The sequence below is a fragment of the Gloeocapsopsis sp. IPPAS B-1203 genome (genome assembly GCF_002749975.1).
Taxonomy (GTDB): domain Bacteria; phylum Cyanobacteriota; class Cyanobacteriia; order Cyanobacteriales; family Chroococcidiopsidaceae; genus Gloeocapsopsis.
Window position 1 is genome coordinate 28,658 of the sequence record NZ_PEIG01000008.1, and the last position, 16,898, is coordinate 45,555.

The 16,898-nt window shown below is 39.8% G+C and carries 14 protein-coding genes; 7 read left to right on the forward strand and 7 right to left on the reverse strand.

The window, feature by feature from the left end; genetic code table 11:
- Window positions 1–311: 311 nt before the first annotated feature.
- The 4 genes from CSQ79_RS15190 to CSQ79_RS15205 form a co-directional block, all read right to left on the reverse strand.
- Window positions 312–1,466, reverse strand: a complete 1,155-nt coding sequence (locus CSQ79_RS15190; protein WP_099702016.1) for a DUF7453 family protein — start codon at window positions 1,464–1,466, stop codon at window positions 312–314.
- A gap of 267 nt (window positions 1,467–1,733) precedes the next feature.
- Entirely contained in the window at window positions 1,734–2,900 is a 1,167-nt protein-coding gene (locus CSQ79_RS15195) for a glycoside hydrolase family 5 protein (protein ID WP_099702210.1), read from the reverse strand.
- Window positions 2,901–2,905: 5 nt separating this feature from the next.
- A complete protein-coding gene (locus tag CSQ79_RS15200; protein WP_099702017.1) occupies window positions 2,906–3,904 on the reverse strand; it encodes a glycosyltransferase family 2 protein in 999 nt (332 codons plus the stop codon).
- A gap of 29 nt (window positions 3,905–3,933) precedes the next feature.
- Window positions 3,934–4,953 (reverse strand): glycosyltransferase family 2 protein, encoded by a 1,020-nt coding sequence (locus CSQ79_RS15205; protein ID WP_099702018.1) that lies wholly within the window; start codon window positions 4,951–4,953, stop codon window positions 3,934–3,936.
- Window positions 4,954–5,405: 452 nt separating this feature from the next.
- Here CSQ79_RS15205 and CSQ79_RS15210 point away from each other — a divergent pair, with 452 nt between their 5' ends.
- Complete coding sequence (locus CSQ79_RS15210; protein WP_099702019.1) at window positions 5,406–5,816, forward strand: YjdF family protein; 411 nt, start codon at window positions 5,406–5,408, stop codon at window positions 5,814–5,816.
- 29 nt (window positions 5,817–5,845) lie between these two features.
- On the opposite strand, the gene CSQ79_RS15215 is transcribed toward CSQ79_RS15210, so the two are convergent.
- From CSQ79_RS15215 to CSQ79_RS15225, 3 genes are all read right to left on the reverse strand, one after another.
- Entirely contained in the window at window positions 5,846–6,652 is an 807-nt protein-coding gene (locus tag CSQ79_RS15215) for a pentapeptide repeat-containing protein (RefSeq protein WP_099702020.1), read from the reverse strand.
- A 76-nt stretch (window positions 6,653–6,728) separates the two neighbouring features.
- The gene (locus CSQ79_RS15220; protein WP_099702021.1) at window positions 6,729–7,625 is read right to left on the reverse strand and encodes a tetratricopeptide repeat protein; all 897 of its coding nucleotides are present in this window, start codon (window positions 7,623–7,625) and stop codon (window positions 6,729–6,731) included.
- A gap of 26 nt (window positions 7,626–7,651) precedes the next feature.
- Window positions 7,652–10,009 carry an NACHT domain-containing protein gene (locus CSQ79_RS15225; protein WP_099702022.1) on the reverse strand — a complete coding sequence of 786 codons (2,358 nt, stop codon included), beginning with the start codon at window positions 10,007–10,009 and terminating at the stop codon, window positions 7,652–7,654.
- A gap of 1,093 nt (window positions 10,010–11,102) precedes the next feature.
- Here CSQ79_RS15225 and CSQ79_RS15230 point away from each other — a divergent pair.
- The 6 genes from CSQ79_RS15230 to CSQ79_RS15255 all read left to right on the forward strand — a co-directional run bounded on the left by CSQ79_RS15230 (window position 11,103) and on the right by CSQ79_RS15255 (window position 16,896).
- Window positions 11,103–12,026, forward strand: coding sequence for a methylenetetrahydrofolate reductase (locus CSQ79_RS15230; RefSeq protein ID WP_099702023.1), 924 nt, complete (start codon window positions 11,103–11,105; stop codon window positions 12,024–12,026).
- 58 nt (window positions 12,027–12,084) lie between these two features.
- Complete coding sequence (locus tag CSQ79_RS15235; RefSeq protein WP_099702024.1) at window positions 12,085–13,362, forward strand: beta-ketoacyl-[acyl-carrier-protein] synthase family protein; 1,278 nt, start codon at window positions 12,085–12,087, stop codon at window positions 13,360–13,362.
- On the forward strand, window positions 13,355–14,563 hold the full coding sequence (locus CSQ79_RS15240) for a beta-ketoacyl-[acyl-carrier-protein] synthase family protein (RefSeq protein ID WP_099702025.1): 1,209 nt from the start codon (window positions 13,355–13,357) through the stop codon (window positions 14,561–14,563). The genes CSQ79_RS15235 and CSQ79_RS15240 overlap by 8 nt, the downstream gene beginning before the upstream one ends.
- A 103-nt stretch (window positions 14,564–14,666) precedes the next feature.
- A complete protein-coding gene (locus tag CSQ79_RS15245; RefSeq protein ID WP_289501165.1) occupies window positions 14,667–14,909 on the forward strand; it encodes an acyl carrier protein in 243 nt (80 codons plus the stop codon).
- A 29-nt stretch (window positions 14,910–14,938) separates the two neighbouring features.
- Window positions 14,939–15,346, forward strand: coding sequence for a holo-ACP synthase (locus CSQ79_RS15250; protein ID WP_099702026.1), 408 nt, complete (start codon window positions 14,939–14,941; stop codon window positions 15,344–15,346).
- A 2-nt stretch (window positions 15,347–15,348) separates the two neighbouring features.
- On the forward strand, window positions 15,349–16,896 hold the full coding sequence (locus CSQ79_RS15255) for a benzoate-CoA ligase family protein (protein ID WP_099702027.1): 1,548 nt from the start codon (window positions 15,349–15,351) through the stop codon (window positions 16,894–16,896).
- Window positions 16,897–16,898 lie beyond the last annotated feature (2 nt).

A 16,898-nucleotide genomic window follows, 5' to 3' on the forward strand; every position in this document is an offset into this window, starting at 1 on the left:
GTTATTGAAGTCGGGAAAAACCTAGATATGATAATTCGATCAAGTACCCCACACCTTTTATCAAGCTATAATTCCCAAGATCTATCTGTAGTTATTAATTGAGATTTCAAGCTCTAAACGATTCGTAACCACATCATGCGTTACATTTTACTTTAAGCCTTTATACACATCTACGAAGTAGCAACTACGAATCTACATTACAAATTAGTATGACACAATTTGTCTTTAAACTACTCTCAACAACTGTGTAAAAGTGTGTAACTTGTGTTTTTTTTGTGTGTATAAATGGGCAAGAATGCTTGCCCACAATTCTACTTACCAACTGAATTATGCCATTTACGCCAACACAAACCAACCATAGCGAAAATGCTGACAGATACAAGAGAGAGTGTACCGCTATGAGATTGAGTCACTGGATCAGCACGAAAAACTGCAATACTACCATTTTCTAAGATTGCTTCAAAGGTAACTTGACCAGCATTATTCAAACTGTTTCCTCCAATAATCAAATCTACCACTTTAGAACCAGCAAGAGGATCGCCAACCGCAATAACTTTATTAGTATTCGGGTTTTTTCCTGTATAAATACCACTACCACCTCCTGCGTCAAGATAAGCTAAAAAGGCAATTTGACCTTGGTCATTAAGTGCAGGATTCGATTGAAAAAAGCTAAAAGGACTACTATCGTCAACAAATGTCTCTATTTCTTGATCGCGTCTCTTTTTAAAGATACCGTGCTTGCCATCATTCAATTGAGCTAAAAAAGCAACAGTTCCATTGTTATTAATTGATGGTGAACTGAAAGATCTAAATCTACCAGTACTATCAGCAACTGTAATAGTTCCTTTACCTCTACCGAGAAAGATACCAGTTGCTCCTGTATCCAAGGTAGCGTGAAAGGCAACTGTGTCAGCATCATTAATAGATGGTACGCTAAAAGCGCTAGCAGGACCATCAGTTCCTACAGTTCTAAAACCGACATTGAAATTACTAAAGCGATCGCTACTTGAAGCAATATTTGTAACTTTGCCATCTTTACTTACAAAAATCCCAGATTCTGCTGTATCCAAAAGGGCATTAAAAACTATTGTACCTTTGTTGTTCATCTTGGCGTGGCTAAAGTAACCAAATTCGCTATTGCTATCAACAATAGTACTAACTTCCCCATTCTTCTTGACAAAAACACCTCTATAAGATTCTACGAAATCTGGACTATAAAAAACACCGATAAATGACTTAGTGTTGTTGTTATTGATATTAGAACTGAAGAAAATATGAGTGAAAGGGCTGCCATCAACAACTGTTGCATTCTCCTCTCCTTTACTAGCAAAAATTCCACTCGGCGGATAAGCTTCGTTACCAAAGCCTTCAAAAATTACGGTTCCTTGGTCATTGATAGTAGCGCCTCTAAATACAGCATGGGAAGCACTAACTTGACTAATTTGGGTAAACTTATATCGAGACATTTCGTTCGTTATGTGGTTAAAAGTTTAAAATTCATAGCTCTTCGATTGACGTCGGAGGTACTCAAAAAAATGTGACAAAACACACCGAAGTCAGAATAAGAATAATAATTTCACGTACTGCTTAGACTTTATTTGTTTAATAACATTATTCAAGCTCGTAATAATTCTGAGTTGACAGTTGCAGGGGAAAGCTGTTTATCTAGCTGCTAAAAGTCTTTCATAAAATAACTACAACTGCATCCAAATAACTAAGCAGATATGTGTATTTTACGTGTGATATGTGTGCAACTTTGATGACGAACTACGAATATCCCGAATTGATTCCAACCCAAGTGCTTGCATCAATTCCTCATCGCGAACATCTAACTCAAACCATTGTCCCCAGCCAATCTCCAAAGACTCTAGCACTTGTCTAACATCTTTAAGATAGTGCAGCAGTGAACTTCGAGGAACTGTCCAGGGAATTGCACCGAATTCGTTACACAAAACTGCTACTTTGTTCGTTCTTGCCCAGTTTGCAATAGGAGATAAGAGACTTATCAGCCGACCTCGATCCCACTGTTGTTGAGCATAATGCTCTATAGCCTTTTTTGCCTCGGTATCCTGAATTGCATTGAGTAGGGGATCAACTTTGGCAAGAGTTGCAGGATAGGGGATGTTCTTCATAAACTGTGTAGCACGCCATCCCCAGGAAGCACCTTGATGGGTGAAAACAAATGGCTCGTAGAAGTGAAAGTTGTACACTACGTTCTTATCTGCAACAATGCGAGTCATCGGTAGCGATCGCGCGTTGTTCCAATCATTTGTAGTAGCACTGACATTGGAACTTGCAATAATTGTATGATCTGGTGCGCCCGAGCGAATAGCTTTAACTAACTCAGTTTGCACTCGATCCCAGGCTTGAGGTGTTTCTGCATTCGGTTCATTCATTACTTCCAAAAACACTTTCTCGGGATCGGTGCGGTTCATGTGAGCCGCAAAAGCGTTGAAGAATGCGACAAATTTAGCCAGTACAGCAGGATCAGAATACAACGATTTAGGATGATTGAACGGCGACAATATAATTCCTAGCCCTGTTTTGATATGAAGACGCACGATCGCATCAAGTGCCGCTAGTGAGTCAGTTTTTAAAACACCAGGGTTGTTGTCATTAAAAAATGTTGATAAAACAACTGGTAGGCGGGTGTAAGTTAGCCCTAAATGCTTGTACTGCTGCAATTTTGCCTCAGTATAGTATCCATCTAAGAGGCTGTGTCGTTGCCAGTGTGCGAGGTTGAAACCTTTGGCTAAAGTCTGTAATCGGCTGGTTTTAACTGTTGTAGGTTGTGCCGCTTGGAGGCGATCGCATATCATTGTTGTCAATCCAGAAGACAGTACCAGTAGCCCAAACCGGATAAAACGAGACCGAGAACAAGGGCGGTTAGCATACTTCATGGGATTCATCCTGATTGTCTGGCTTGCAAAATGCGGTACTTTTGTACAGCCCCTATGGCTTTTAAAGCAGTAGTCTCAATCCGGCGATAAAAAGATTCTGGTAAAAACCAAAGTAAGTACGCAGCAACTACAGTCATTAGCGTACGACGCGGTTCTTTCAAAATGCTCCAATGAGTCGCCAAAGCTTGATGCATTAACTTGACAGCTACAAAGCCTGCTTGTAGTCGAATCGCACTACGCGCCAGCGACTTGAGTTGATAAGCCTTAGCGGGACGTTCGCACTGTGCAATTAGTTCAGGTGCATAGGTTCGGGTCTTTGCTAATACCTTCTCAAAAGACTCTAGCTGCTTGAGTAAATTTTTTGAAGCTCCTTGAGGATTGACTCGATACAATGTAAGGGCATCAGAAATTCCCTCAATTTGCCAAGAAGTTTGAATTGCAATACGCAGCCAATATTCCAGATCCTCAGCATGATGCAATTGCTCGTCGAAACAACAATCCTGCATCGCACTATCTTTTATAACTTCTCGCCGGATCACAGCCGCAGAACCGTTCCCAACGACACTATCAATCAGGAGATATGACGGAGTAATATCTTTAAGTTTAGGCATCATAAATGTCCCAAGCAACTTGCCTGATTCATCAATAAAAGCGGAACGGCTAAAGCTGACACCCACACGAAAAGAAGATTCTAGATGCGCCAGATGTTTTTCCAGCTTTTGTGGTAGCCATAAGTCGTCGCCATCTAAAAATGCTATATATTCACCTTGGGCATGACGAATTCCCGTATTGCGTGCTGCGGATACACCACTGTTTGACTGTTGAATAATTTTTATTCTGGCATCGTCAAACTGCTGACAAATTGTCACACTTGCATCCGGTGAGCCATCATCCACGATCAACAGTTCCCAGTTTTGATATGTCTGTGCTAGTACTGATGCTACTGCTGCACCTATATACTTCTCTACTTTGTACACCGGAATAATCACCGTTACTTTTTTCATTTTGAGGTGTGACTTTGTCGTAATGTGGTTTATACCAATTGCCTAGATTGTTCTTGAAGAATGCGGCGTTTTTGACTATTTCCTGTTATTTTGAGAGCAACTGCTTCCATCTTTTTGTGGATTGAGTTAGGTAGAAGCCAAAGTGAGTAAGCAGCAGCTAAGGTTAGAAATGTTCGGCGTGGTTCTTCCCACAAGATCTGCCAATGAGTCGCCAAAGCTCGATGGACAAGTTGTATAGCTTTTGAGGTAGCTTGGATGCGTATTGCTCTACGAGCTAAAAACCTTAACTGATAAGCTTTCGCGGGACGTTCCCATTGTGCAATCAATTCGGGGGCGTAGCTTCGCGTTTTTGCTAGTACCTTTTCTAATGACTCTAACTGTTGCAATCCGTTTGTGGAAGCTCCCTTTGAATTGACACGATATAGTGTGAGGGCGTCAGGAATTCCCTCGATTTGCCAAGAAGTTTGCAGTGCAATACGCAGCCAACATTCAACGTCCTCAATATGATGTAGCTGCTCATCAAAATAACAGTCGTTTCGATTATGTGTGTATTTAATTGCCTCTAAAACCTCGCGTCGAATGACTGGAGCCGAGCCATTGCCGATTGGATTGCGGTAAAGTATGTACGATGGTGCGATCGCCTTTAGTTGGGATAGCTGGTAAATCCCTAAAGAACTTCCTGATTCATCAATAAAAGCGGAACGGCTAAAGCTGACACCCACACGAAAAGAAGATTCTAGATGCGCCAGATGTTTTTCCAGCTTTTGTGGTAGCCATAAGTCGTCGCCATCTAAAAATGCTATATATTCACCTTGGGCATGACGAATTCCCGTATTGCGTGCTGCGGATACACCACTGTTTGACTGTTGAATAATTTTTATTCTGGCATCGTCAAACTGCTGACAAATTGTCACACTTGCATCCGGTGAGCCATCATCCACGATCAACAGTTCCCAGTTTTGATATGTCTGTGCTAGTACTGATGCTACTGCTGCACCTATATACTTCTCTACTTTGTACACCGGAATAATCACCGTTACTTTTTTCATTTTGAGGCTTAATTTGTATAATTTATAGATTCTTCATTTGACCGGAATCGTGTACATAAAAAGATAGATAAGTTCGTAAACTATTTTTGAGCAGAAGCTGATCCAGCTAGAAAAATATTTGAGTAATATATGTACAATTTTCTACTTAAGTTCACTAAATCATAGAACTAAAAACCAAAATGAACGTATTTTTTATGTCAGACTTTTGGTGTAGATATGTGCAATATTTGTTTTTAGTCAATCACTACTTTAAAAAAGTTGAATATTAATATATCTAGTGATATGACATTGCTAAAATTCCTATAAATCATGCTGTTGAAAAGTCAAATAACTATTGATTCAACAATGTATTAAGCATAAAAATATTTTCATGCATCCCCTTGATGATGTGTGATGCAATATTATTTCTTCGCAAATAATTTAAGTTTTTATCATGATGATTGGAGTGAGAATTGAAACTGACAATTCTATTTAACGGTCAATTCTGGGAAGGAATAGTTGAAGTAAACTACGAAGGTTGTTTTAAAGCAGGAAAACATATATTTGGTTCAGAACCTAAAGATCCTGAAGTCTTGAATTTTGTAATTCATTCAGCATTAAAAATATTAGAAAACACGACCTCTTCAATAGAGATAAATATAGCTGAAGAGAAAAGAGTTAATCCTAAAAGGCTTGCAAGAGAAGTTGCCAAAGAATCTATTAGAGGAGTGTCTACAATGGCACAAGAAGTAATTCAACAAGAGCTAGAAACTCGAAAAAAAGAAAAGAAAGTGACCTCTAAAGCCCAGAAAGAAGCTGAAAAAGAGCAAAAGCGCCTAATTGCACAGCAAAAAGCGAAGGCAAGACATCGTGGTAAAGGTTAAAGAGCGCGATCGCAATTAGAATAAAATTTCTACTTTAACAAAACCATTCCTGCTACTTGAGGATTAAAATTACTAGGAAAGATGGTAGGACAAGGATACCTCAAAAAATATTGGTGACAAAGTTCTGATGTAGTATTCTTATCTGTATATTTTGCTCTTTGCAAATCAACTACTTGAATGTTGGCTTGATATAAGTTAGCTCCTGCTAAAACCGTTTCTTGCAAATTAGCTCCTGCCAAATCAGCATTTTGTAGATTAGCTCCTGCTAGGTTAGTCTTCTGTAAATTAGCTTCTTCTAAAATAGACTCTTGGAGATTAGCTTTGAATAAGGTAGCCTGTTGCAAGTTTGCTTTTGCGAGAATAGCTTGCTGTAAATTGGCATTAATCAAAATTGCATCAGAGAGTTGAATATTTACCAAATAAGCTTTTTGGGCTGCTAAACCTGCTAAACTTTGTTGCTCCCACTCTAACCAAAACCAAGGAATTCTTCTAGGTGTACTATTTAAAAACTCAAGTGCTTCAATGCGCCCACCACTTCCAGATTGATCGTATGCTGCGGTAATCACTTGCCATGCTTGATAAATTTCTGTATTGCGCTGTTGGCGCTCATTAAAAACAACAAAAATCACAGCAGAAAGAATTGATAAATTTCCGATGAGTTGAATAATTTCTATAAAGGCTAAGTTTTTGAGCCAATCAAGAATAGTTTCTAAGCGCTTTTCAAATAAGTAAAATGCTGCTAAAAACTGAGTCTGCTTATCGGGTGGAATATAGTGTCCGCAACGCTTACGATGCTCTCGATCTACTCGAAATACTTGCTTATTCCGCTTTTTCATAGTAATTCAGTAGCTTCAAAAAACCTCCTACATGGCTCCCAGATGCCCTTCAATCAAAATCAAGGCTATTAGCGAACTAAACTAATAACGCCTCAAGTAAACGTTTCCACTCAACTAGATCGCCATTATTAGTTGCAAGAATGTCAGTTAAATCATCAAAATCTCGATGAATTCCATCCTTAAACTTTTTGATTTTCTCTTTATAGAACTTCACCCTCATAATATCTGTTTTGCCCTGGAGTAGAAAATAGCAAAAATAGTCAAATAGATCGATTAGTATTTGAAATGGCAATACTAGTTTGTCATAACCTAAACTTTGAGAATACTCATCATATTCTTCTAGCATTCCTCTGATGATGAGATATTCTAAATAGTTGAGTTTTACAAAAGGGTTGTTAGGGAATTTTTGCAATGCATCTTGCATAACCTGCACAGAACGATTAGAGTCATTCTGTTTCAGTAAGAAAACTGCATACCTTTTTATTGCCCAAGTGTAAGCAGGATTTTTGGTAAGAACATCATTGTAAACTTGTTCTGCTTCTTCTAGGCGGTTGTACTTTTCTAGAAAGTAAGCATAATGTGAGAGAGTCCATAAGTCATCGTCATAGCCATTCTTTAAAGCTTTGTGATACCACTCATAAGCACGATCCATCAGAAAATTTCGTTCTAGAATGTAGGCGTAATAATTTGCTCCCTCGTTTCTATTTGTGATAAACGCTTGTTCAAGATGATAAAGCGAAGTTTCGTAATTGTAAGTTTTGCCATAACATTGACCGATTCCATAGTGAAAGTCTGGTGTCTCTTTATGTTTTAGTAAGTGTTGATATAATTTTGTCGTTACTTTGTACACATCTTCCGCGCGTAAGAAATCTGCAACTTCAGCAATAGAAGCGATCGCATAGTCTTGATACTGATTAAGAATCTTTTCATACTCTTGGTTGCGAGCAAGATTCATCAACTCGTTTTCTACCATTAGTTATATTTCCTACTTAATATTATTTAGCTTGCTTGACAAGCATCGTACCAAGTTGACAATGATTGAAGTTCGGCAAGTGGCAGTAACAAAGTATCTTGAATTTCCTGCTGCACTCTATTACTGACATAACAGCTATTGTTCAGGCAATCTATCAATAATTGATTGGTATCGTAGTACTGTTTAAGTTTTTCCATCTGCTGAGTATTAAACTGCCAATTGTAGCCAAAATTGCGATAGGAAATCGATACTAGCTTTAACTGTTCCATCCAAGTATCACCGTTAGCTTTCCACCACAGGTCAAATTCACTGTCCTGAAGTGAACTGAATACTTGTTTAAGTTGTTGCAATTCTTGCTCTAGATTGGAATCAACAACACTAGCACGGGTAATTGCTCGTTCAAGAACGCGCTTAAAAGTCAAAATACATTTTGGAGTGTCTTTAATCACGTAGTTAAGCGCAAGCGTACGATCAAGTGCAAGATCAAGCGCCAGCTCATCATTAATTTTTCGAGTCATTGTCGGCTCAAGTGCACGCGCTAAATCTAAAGTACTACTAAGTAAATTAGAGGTACGCGCTAAGTCAAGGTCAAAATAAAAAGCTCTCACAAGTACCGACTTCTGTAGATACATACTACGGGCTTTTTGACTAATCCAGGTGAGAAACTCTTGTAATCGCTCATCTGCAACAAGGATTTGATCGACGTGTTGCTTCATTGACTGAAGCAGGTAGTCAGCATTTTGTAACATACTAACGCTGAATAAAAATACTTCCCGCCAGCGTTTCTCCGTGACATGACTAACTAGTTGTTGTAAACTTTGATTTAAAGCTTGAACATCAGAATTATCAACAATTGTTCGTGCAGTGAAATATTCATGAAATGTCAAGTGGGAAAACGAATAAATTCCTCTAGCACGCTCGACTAACAAGCCATGTTGAGCTTCGATTGATTTGAGCACGATCTCACTATCGAGTTGCAACGGTTGAGTAGCTGTCACAACACTAGGCAAGCTACGGATATAATCAGCAATGTATTGTTCTAGTTGCTGCTGTCTAAAGAAGTATTCACCTTGCTCAAATGTCTGTAAAGCAATCTGGCTTAATAGATCTTCCTTGTGTCTAACTGACAAGTTTTTGTAAACCTGCTCGCGTTCAATATTACGCTTAGCATCCCATTTTTTTAGTAGTAAATTTATTCCTTCTTTGTAAAATTGGGTGCGATTTATGGGAAAACTAGCTGTTTCTGCAAAGACTAGACATATCAGTGTCAGTAATAACGGATTAGTAGCTAGTTCGCGAATTGTAGAGTTTTGCTGGAGTTTCTGCAGAAAACTTCGACTCTCTTCTTGAGAAGCAAACCAATTATAAGCAAAACTAGTTATCTGATCGGCATCAAAATCAGCAATTTCTACCTCAGTAAACTCTTCAAAGGTATATTCGCGTGTTGCAATTCTACAGGTAAGTACAAAATGGCTATGAAGAAACTTAGCTGAAAAACTTCGGATCTCCTGAACAACGCGATAGCAATTTTTTCCCTGTACTTCATCGAGTCCATCAAGTAAGACTAGCGCCCTACCATGACTTAATATTTGTGCAATGACTGTAGAATCCGTCACTCCGCAAGTTGTCAACTGCTGTGCTATGTACTCAAGCAGATTTGGCTGTTCTGGTGCTTCAGCAAAGTCTTTGAGCGCGATTAATATTGGTACTCGGTTATCTTTTAGCTTGCCATTAATACACTGCAAGGCAATATGTTTTAGAAAAGTAGTTTTACCTGCGCCTGGTTTACCCAATACGACTAACTTGGTGTACTCTTGCAGTGCTTCTAAACCAGATATTGAGCTTTGAGTAACTTCCCCAAAGTTAGGACGCTCAAATTCGTCTGGTGCGCAAACTTTGAGCAAATCAGTGAGTTCTAATCGGCGTCGTCCTGTAATTTTTTTGAGTAGGTTTACCTTAGTATAAATGTTATTTAATTCGATGGGCTGGGACATATCTAGTACCCGCATTAGCCCACACCTTTGTTGTATGGTAGTGCGCACTTTATCGCGTATGTCTTGTACTAATACGTCTAGGTCACACTTACTATTGAAGTGAGCTAACCCTAACTGAACAAGTTCAACTTCCTCAATTAAGTCAGCAGTTTCTTCCTCCCAATTTTCTAGTTCAGCAACATCTTGCCAAGGTAATTCTAATCTTTGACAGATTTTATGAAAATTTTCCCGCCCTACTGGTTTGCCAGCAAAAAACTTTTGTACTGTCGAGCGAGAGACTTCTAACTCATCTGCCAAGTCAAGTTTAGTTGCAAACATCAACATAGCCCGATTAGCACGGTTGAGTCCTTCTGGTGATGCTTTTAGCGATCGCCCTGCCTGTACTTTCATGTCTGTTTGTAATGAATAGAACTTGTCTAACAGTATTTAGAGCTAACTCAAAAAGTCAGGAAACTAGCTTGGGAAGATCACTCACATTAGCTAATTTTTTGTGATTATAGAATAATCTAATTAATTCAGTCTGTATTCACCACAACAATCAATATTTTTTCGTGCTTATCCAACCTTACATATGCCCCAAAATATATATAGAATAAGCTCATCTAATAAGTCAAGCTATTCATAACAAATGAGCTAAACTATTCTTGGTAATTTTTTACACCAGATACTCGCTATTATCTAGCTCTCAAATTATTAATTTTACAAAGCTACTATTTATTGTTTACATAAAGCTTGAGGGTTGAATTTATAATATTTTTCCTACTTTAACATTTTTTTTCCTCTTCCTTACGGAGGATTAATATGTAAAAGATATTTGTAGTGTAAAAAACAAATTTTTCGTATAAAAAAAACAAAAATTGTATTAAAAATAACAGATTATAGAAAAAACCACTCAAACTAAACTGTATACAAAAAAAACACATAAAATACACATCTTTAAACCCTTACTGGGCTTGATTAATTTGTCAGATATGCAAAAATATAAAGCATCATTTGCATGTTGCTTCTTGTGTCAACCTTGATGGAAAAAATTTAATGAATTTTTTATCTAGTTATAGATGGTGAAATTTTCAAATAAACTGTTATGAAGCAGCCAAGTTTTTTCCTTATTGAGTTAAGAATCTCAATACTTGTGAGTCATTCTTATTCTTTTAAAAATGAGGATACTTGATTTTAGTTTTAAGGGTTAGAATTCTTAAGTTGTAGCTTTGTGTATTACTAAAGAATTTGATTTTATTAAAAACATTAAGTAGGAGTAATTAACTGTAAACTCAAATTCTCATTGCCATATAAGATAGTATCATCAAAAACACTTAGCCATAACTGACAAAACAATAAACTAAAATATTTTAATTACTTGAGAATACTTCAATTAAGTAATTTTAGTATTAGAGCAAGAGCTAATTTAGAAATATCTAAATACCTGTTGAACAGGTGATATATCTCTCGTGACTTGTTGGTATTCAAGCATTAAATTTAATCAATGATTGCTGCAAATAGGTTACAAACATTGTTAAATGCTGGTCATTTTGTTGTGTCAGCTGAATTAACACCGCCGCGACACTACAAGATAAAGCCATTGATTAGCAAAGCGGAAAAGATTGCTGCCTACGTAGATGTAGTACACATAAATGACAATGCGCTTTCACAAGCACGGTTATCTAATGTTGTAGCCGCACACTTAATCCAGCAAATAGGAATTGAACCTGTTGTGCAATTAACACTACGTCACAAAAACCGGATTGCTTTGCAGAGTGACTTATTAGGACTAGCAGCACTAGGAATTCGTAATGTCATGATTTTAGGGGGTTATCCCTGTTCAATTGGTAGCGATCCAGATGCTAAGGAGGTAAATGACATCTCTGCAATTGATGCGATCGCCGCAACTCACAACCTAACAACGTACGGCAAAATGTTTAATGGAGATGCGATCGCGCCAGCTCCAGATTTTTATATAGGTACAATCGCAGTTCCTTCCACAGCGCCCGATAAATTAGATGAGAGCATGGCTCTTTTGGCGGCAAAGATTAATCGTGGTGCACGCTATATTCAGCTACAAGCAACTTTCGATCTGACCACAATGCAGCAATGGATGGCAGAAGTTGTGAAACGAGGATGGCACAAACGAGTTCATTTTATTGGAGCAGTTTTTCCTGTTAGTAGCTGGAAAGGACTTGAGTTTTTACAAACAATCCCAAGTTTCATCATCCCAAATGATGTAGTTGAGCGCATTCGCAGCAGCGATCGCAAGTCAGAAAGCCTTAAAGTCACTTTAGAGTTAATTCAAGGTATACAAGCCATCGAAGGCATTCGCGGTATTCACTTGCGATTAATTGGTTCTAGTGACTGTTCTCAGATTGTCGAATTAGCAGGACTACGACAAGCCCAACGCAGCACAATCACTTGAAAGCACTTAGCAATTGGCTAAAAGCTAATTAAACACTTTTCTTACTAAGAATTAAAGAATGAAACGAGTAGTAATTACAGGCATTGGTGTTGTGGCTCCTTTAGGAATCGGTAAGGAGCAGTTTTGGAAAAATGCAATTCGCGGACAATCGTATTTGCAAGCTGACCCTGAAATGGAAGCAATGGGTATTAAAAGCAAAGTCGTGTGTCGAGTTGCTGATTTTGATCTTTCCGATTACTGTTCAGGAGCGGAGTTTGACCATTTGGTTGAGCAAGATCGCGTAGTGCAGTTTGGTGTTGTTTCTGGTACGGCGGCGATCGCTGATTCAGGTTTAGACTTAAGTCAAGAAAACCCAGAATCTTTAGGAATTATCTTTTCCTCAGCGATCGGTGGTACGCCAACAATCCAAAAAATCTTTGAGCGATGCAGTGAAAAAGGCAGCCAACCCTTAAGACACGTTGCCACTGGTGAGAATTTCTACAACGCAGGTATGTTCAACTATCCTGCGGCACTTCTAGCACGAAAGCACGGATTTCAAGGACCGTGTACCTCGCTATCGACAGGTTGCACTGCTGGCTTAGATGCTTTAGGACTAAGTTTTGAACTGATTCGTTCTGGAGAATGCCAGGTGATGCTGGCAGGAGCTTCTGAAGCGCCGCTTACTAGTTTAACTTATGCCACACTCGACGTCATTGGTTCTCTTTCGGTAGCCGATTGCGAACCAGAAAAGGCATCTCGTCCATTTGATGCGAAGCGCGGTGGATTTGTCATTAGTGAAGCTGGTGCAGTATTAGTGCTAGAGGAATTAGAACATGCACTTGAGCGCAACGCCCACATTTATGCCGAAGTTGTGAGTTATTACAGCGTCAGTAATGCCTTTCATATGACTGATCTTCCCGATCACGGAGTCCCAATGGCAGCAGTGATGGAACGAACGCTAAACCTAGGCAATGTTGAACCAGAAGAGCTTGATTATATCAATGCACATGGCAGTTCTACACCGCAAAATGATCTATTTGAAACGAATGCTTACAAACAAGTACTAGGCGATAAAGCCTATCGCTTGCCAATTAGTTCAACTAAATCAATGATCGGTCATTCGCTTTCTTCTGCCAGTTTAGTAGGAGTTGTGGCAACTTTAGGTGCAATTGAACTTTCTGTTGTTCACCCAACAGCTAATTATGAGTTTCCTGATCCTAACTGCGATCTTGACTACGTACCCAACGAGGCACGTTCTACAGATGTCAACACTGCACTACTAACTGCGAGTGGCTTTGGTGGCATCCATTCCGCAGCAATTTTCAAAAAGTATCGGGAGGAATTTTTAGGTGAGTAAACACGATGTAGTCATTACTGGCATTGGTATTATTAACCCTGCTGGTACTGGCAAAGATGAGTTTTGGCACAATATCAGTACAGGTAAATCTGCAATTCGTGCGATTAGCCGTTTTGATTCTACAGACTTTCCAACCAAGGTAGCAGGTGAGATTGCAGAGTTTGAACCAGCAGACTATATTCCGCGTCGCTTCATTGTCAAAACAGATCGATTCACGCACTACGCCTTGGCTGCAACTGAATTGGCACTGCAAGATGCAGCACTTGATTTAACACAAGAAGATTCCTATCGCGTTGGTGTTTGGTTTGGTAACAACGCAGGCGGTTGGGATATCTGCGAACGTGGATTTTACGAACTGTATAACGACGGCGCAACGATGGTTAATCCTTGGCAAGCAACGGCGTGGTTTCCGACAGCGGCTCAAGGGTATGTTACAATCCGCTACGGTATTCGCGGGTACAGCAAGAGTTTTGTTTGCGATCGCGCTAGTGGCGCAAGTGGATTGTACTTTGGCATCAAGTCAATCCAAGAAGGATTTAATGATGTCGTTATTGCTGGCGGTTCGGAAGCACCGATCACGCGGTTTGGGATGACGTGTTATTACGAAACAGGAGAAGTTAGTGCCGCGAGTGATCCAGAAAAAGCTTATTTACCATTTGACCGCAATCGCTCAGGCTTAGTACTAGGTGAGGGCAGTACCGTTTTGGTACTAGAATCAAAAGAACACGCACTTGGGCGTGGTGCGAAGATTTATGGCAAGGTTGTCTCTGGTTGTATGACGACGGATACCGATCCCACTAGCGGTGCTAACTTTGAGCGCTGCATGGCACGCGCGATTCAATCTGCACAACTCCAACCAACAGATATTGATATTGTCTTAGCCGAAGGATGCGGAACGCAACAAAACGATCGCGTTGAGGGCGGAGCGATCGCCAATGTTTTTGCCCAAGCACCAAATGTCGCGGTTTCAGTTCCTAAAGCACTCTACGGGCACCTTTATGGTGCAAGTTGTGTTACTGAGGTAGCTTGCAGCCTTTTGGCAATGGAGACAGAACAATTACCTACAATGAACCAAACTGAGCCAGATTCCGACTGTCGGCTCAACTTTGTCACTCAACCCCAAAGTCATCCGGTGCGCCATGCACTAGTGAATTCTCGCGCTCGCGAGGGAGTCAATGCATCGTTTGTGATTGGTCAGTAATGTGTTGCGATCGCATGAAAGTGCCAAAGTTCGCCCAATCGCTCTTCATCACAGCAAATACCAATCAAAACTAAAGTTACATTTTTAATTGAGGTATCTACTTATGGTCATGGATGCGCTAAAAGACATTTTGCTTGATTTAGGAATTCCTGAACAAGAAATTACAGCAGCAGCACTCCTCCGCAAAGACTTGCAGCTCGACTCAACAGAAACAGTAGACATTTCTCTAGGATTAAAACGTCGCTTCGGTGTCAATGTCAAACTCGAATCACGCAAAGACATGACATTAGGGGATGTCTGCGAGATGGTTAACCAAGCGATCGCTGCTACTGCTACTGCTACATAAGACTTCCTAGCAAAGGAACACAAGTTTTCATGTATCTACAACTTGCCCAACCAAAACTTGCCGAAGTTAAAGGGATAGGAATTGATATTGCATCTATTAGTAAAATTGCCTCTTTAGTAAGCCGCTACAACAGCGAAACGCTTACTCTACTTTTTACTCCCGACGAAATTGAACAGTGTCAGTTTGCACCGCATCCTAGTCGATATTACGCCGTCTGTTTTTCGGTTAAAGAAGCTGTAGGCAAAGCTTTAGGAACTGGATTAGTTGATATCAACTGGAATGAGATTGAAACAGTCATAGTTCAGTCGGGCTTGACAATTAAGTTGCGCGGCGTAGCACAACAAAAAGCATTGCAGTGTGGAGTGAAAGCATGGCTGGCAACTTGGTGCTATTGGGATGACTATGTGATGGTTCACGTTCTTTCAAAGGGCGAATAAACATGAATCAGTACGAACAACTACCTGATATTTTTAATGTGGCAGCTTACTTTATCAAAGGTAATTTGCATAAAGGATATGGTGAAAAAATTGCTCTGTACTATCACGATGAGACGTACACGTATCGTAAAGTAAGTAATGAAGTTTGCGCTGCTGCTGGATTACTCGCTGAGTTAGGTTTAGAACGCGAAAATCGAATCGCACTCCTATTACCCGATAGCCCAGACTTTGTATTTGCCTTTTGGGGTGCGATTTGGTTAGGTGCTATACCTGTACCAATCAACACTGCGTGTAACTTGAATGATATTGAGTATATTCTGCAAGATTGCCGCGCTAAAATCTTACTCACAACTCAAGACTGGCAAGAAAAGCTTTCTCCAATTCAGTCTCCATTCTTACAAAATATTCTCCTTATAGATGGAGAGAACTCTTTTAGAACACTCTCAAACTCATTTTCTCAAGAACTATCGCCGGCACAAACATCACCCGACGAACCAGCATTCTGGCTGTATACTTCCGGTAGTACAGGTAGACCCAAAGGCGCGATTCACATTCATCGCAGTATGATTGTCTGCGCAGAGCAGTACGGTAAAGCGACTCTTGGTTTGCATCATAACGATATTACATATTCAATCGCCAAGATGCCATTTGCCTACGGTCTAGGAAACACTTTGTATATGCCAATGGCAGTTGGTGCAGCATCAATTTTATCGGATGCAAATAATGCCTTCGACATCATTGCCGATATTCATCACTATCAACCAACAATTTTGTTTGCAATTCCTGCTACTTATGCTAGTATTCTGGCAGTGCAAGACATTGCCCCTTTAAATGCTGCAACATTACGCTTATGTGTATCAGCAGCTGAGCAACTACCTAAAAGCATTTGGCAAAAATGGCGCAATACCTACGGTAAAGAAATTTGTGAAGGTATTGGCACAACTGAATTTTTACATATCTTTCTTTCAAATCGTTTAGGCGAATGCCGTCCAGGTAGTTCAGGTAAACCTGTTGCTGGTTACGATATCCGCATCATTGATGAGAATGGTGTCCTAATGCCTACTGGCGAAATTGGCAACTTGCAAGTAGGTGGCGATAGTTTGATGCTGCGGTATTGGAACCGTCATCAAGAAACACGCCAAGTGATCTACGGTAAGACCATGCGTACCGGAGATAAATATCTCTGTGATGAAGATGGCTATTTCTGGTTTATGGGACGCAAAGACGACCTTTTTAAGGTTAACGGGCAATGGGTGTCGCCCTTTGAAATTGAAGACGTGTTGCTGCAACACGAGAGTGTGCTTGATGTTGCAGTAGTACCAGAATCTGAAAGTGGTGAAAATTTAACTCAAGTTGTAGCCTACGTTAGCCTGAAGTTTGGTTTTTCCGAGTCGGCTGAACTAGAAGAAAGCATTCGTAGATTTACCAAAATGCAATTGCCTCGATTTAAAGCTCCGAAAAAGATTCAATTTTTAGAACGATTACCGCGTACGTCAACAGGAAAAATTCACCGCAAGGCATTACTTAAAGCTAGTCAATTGGTTCAATAAGA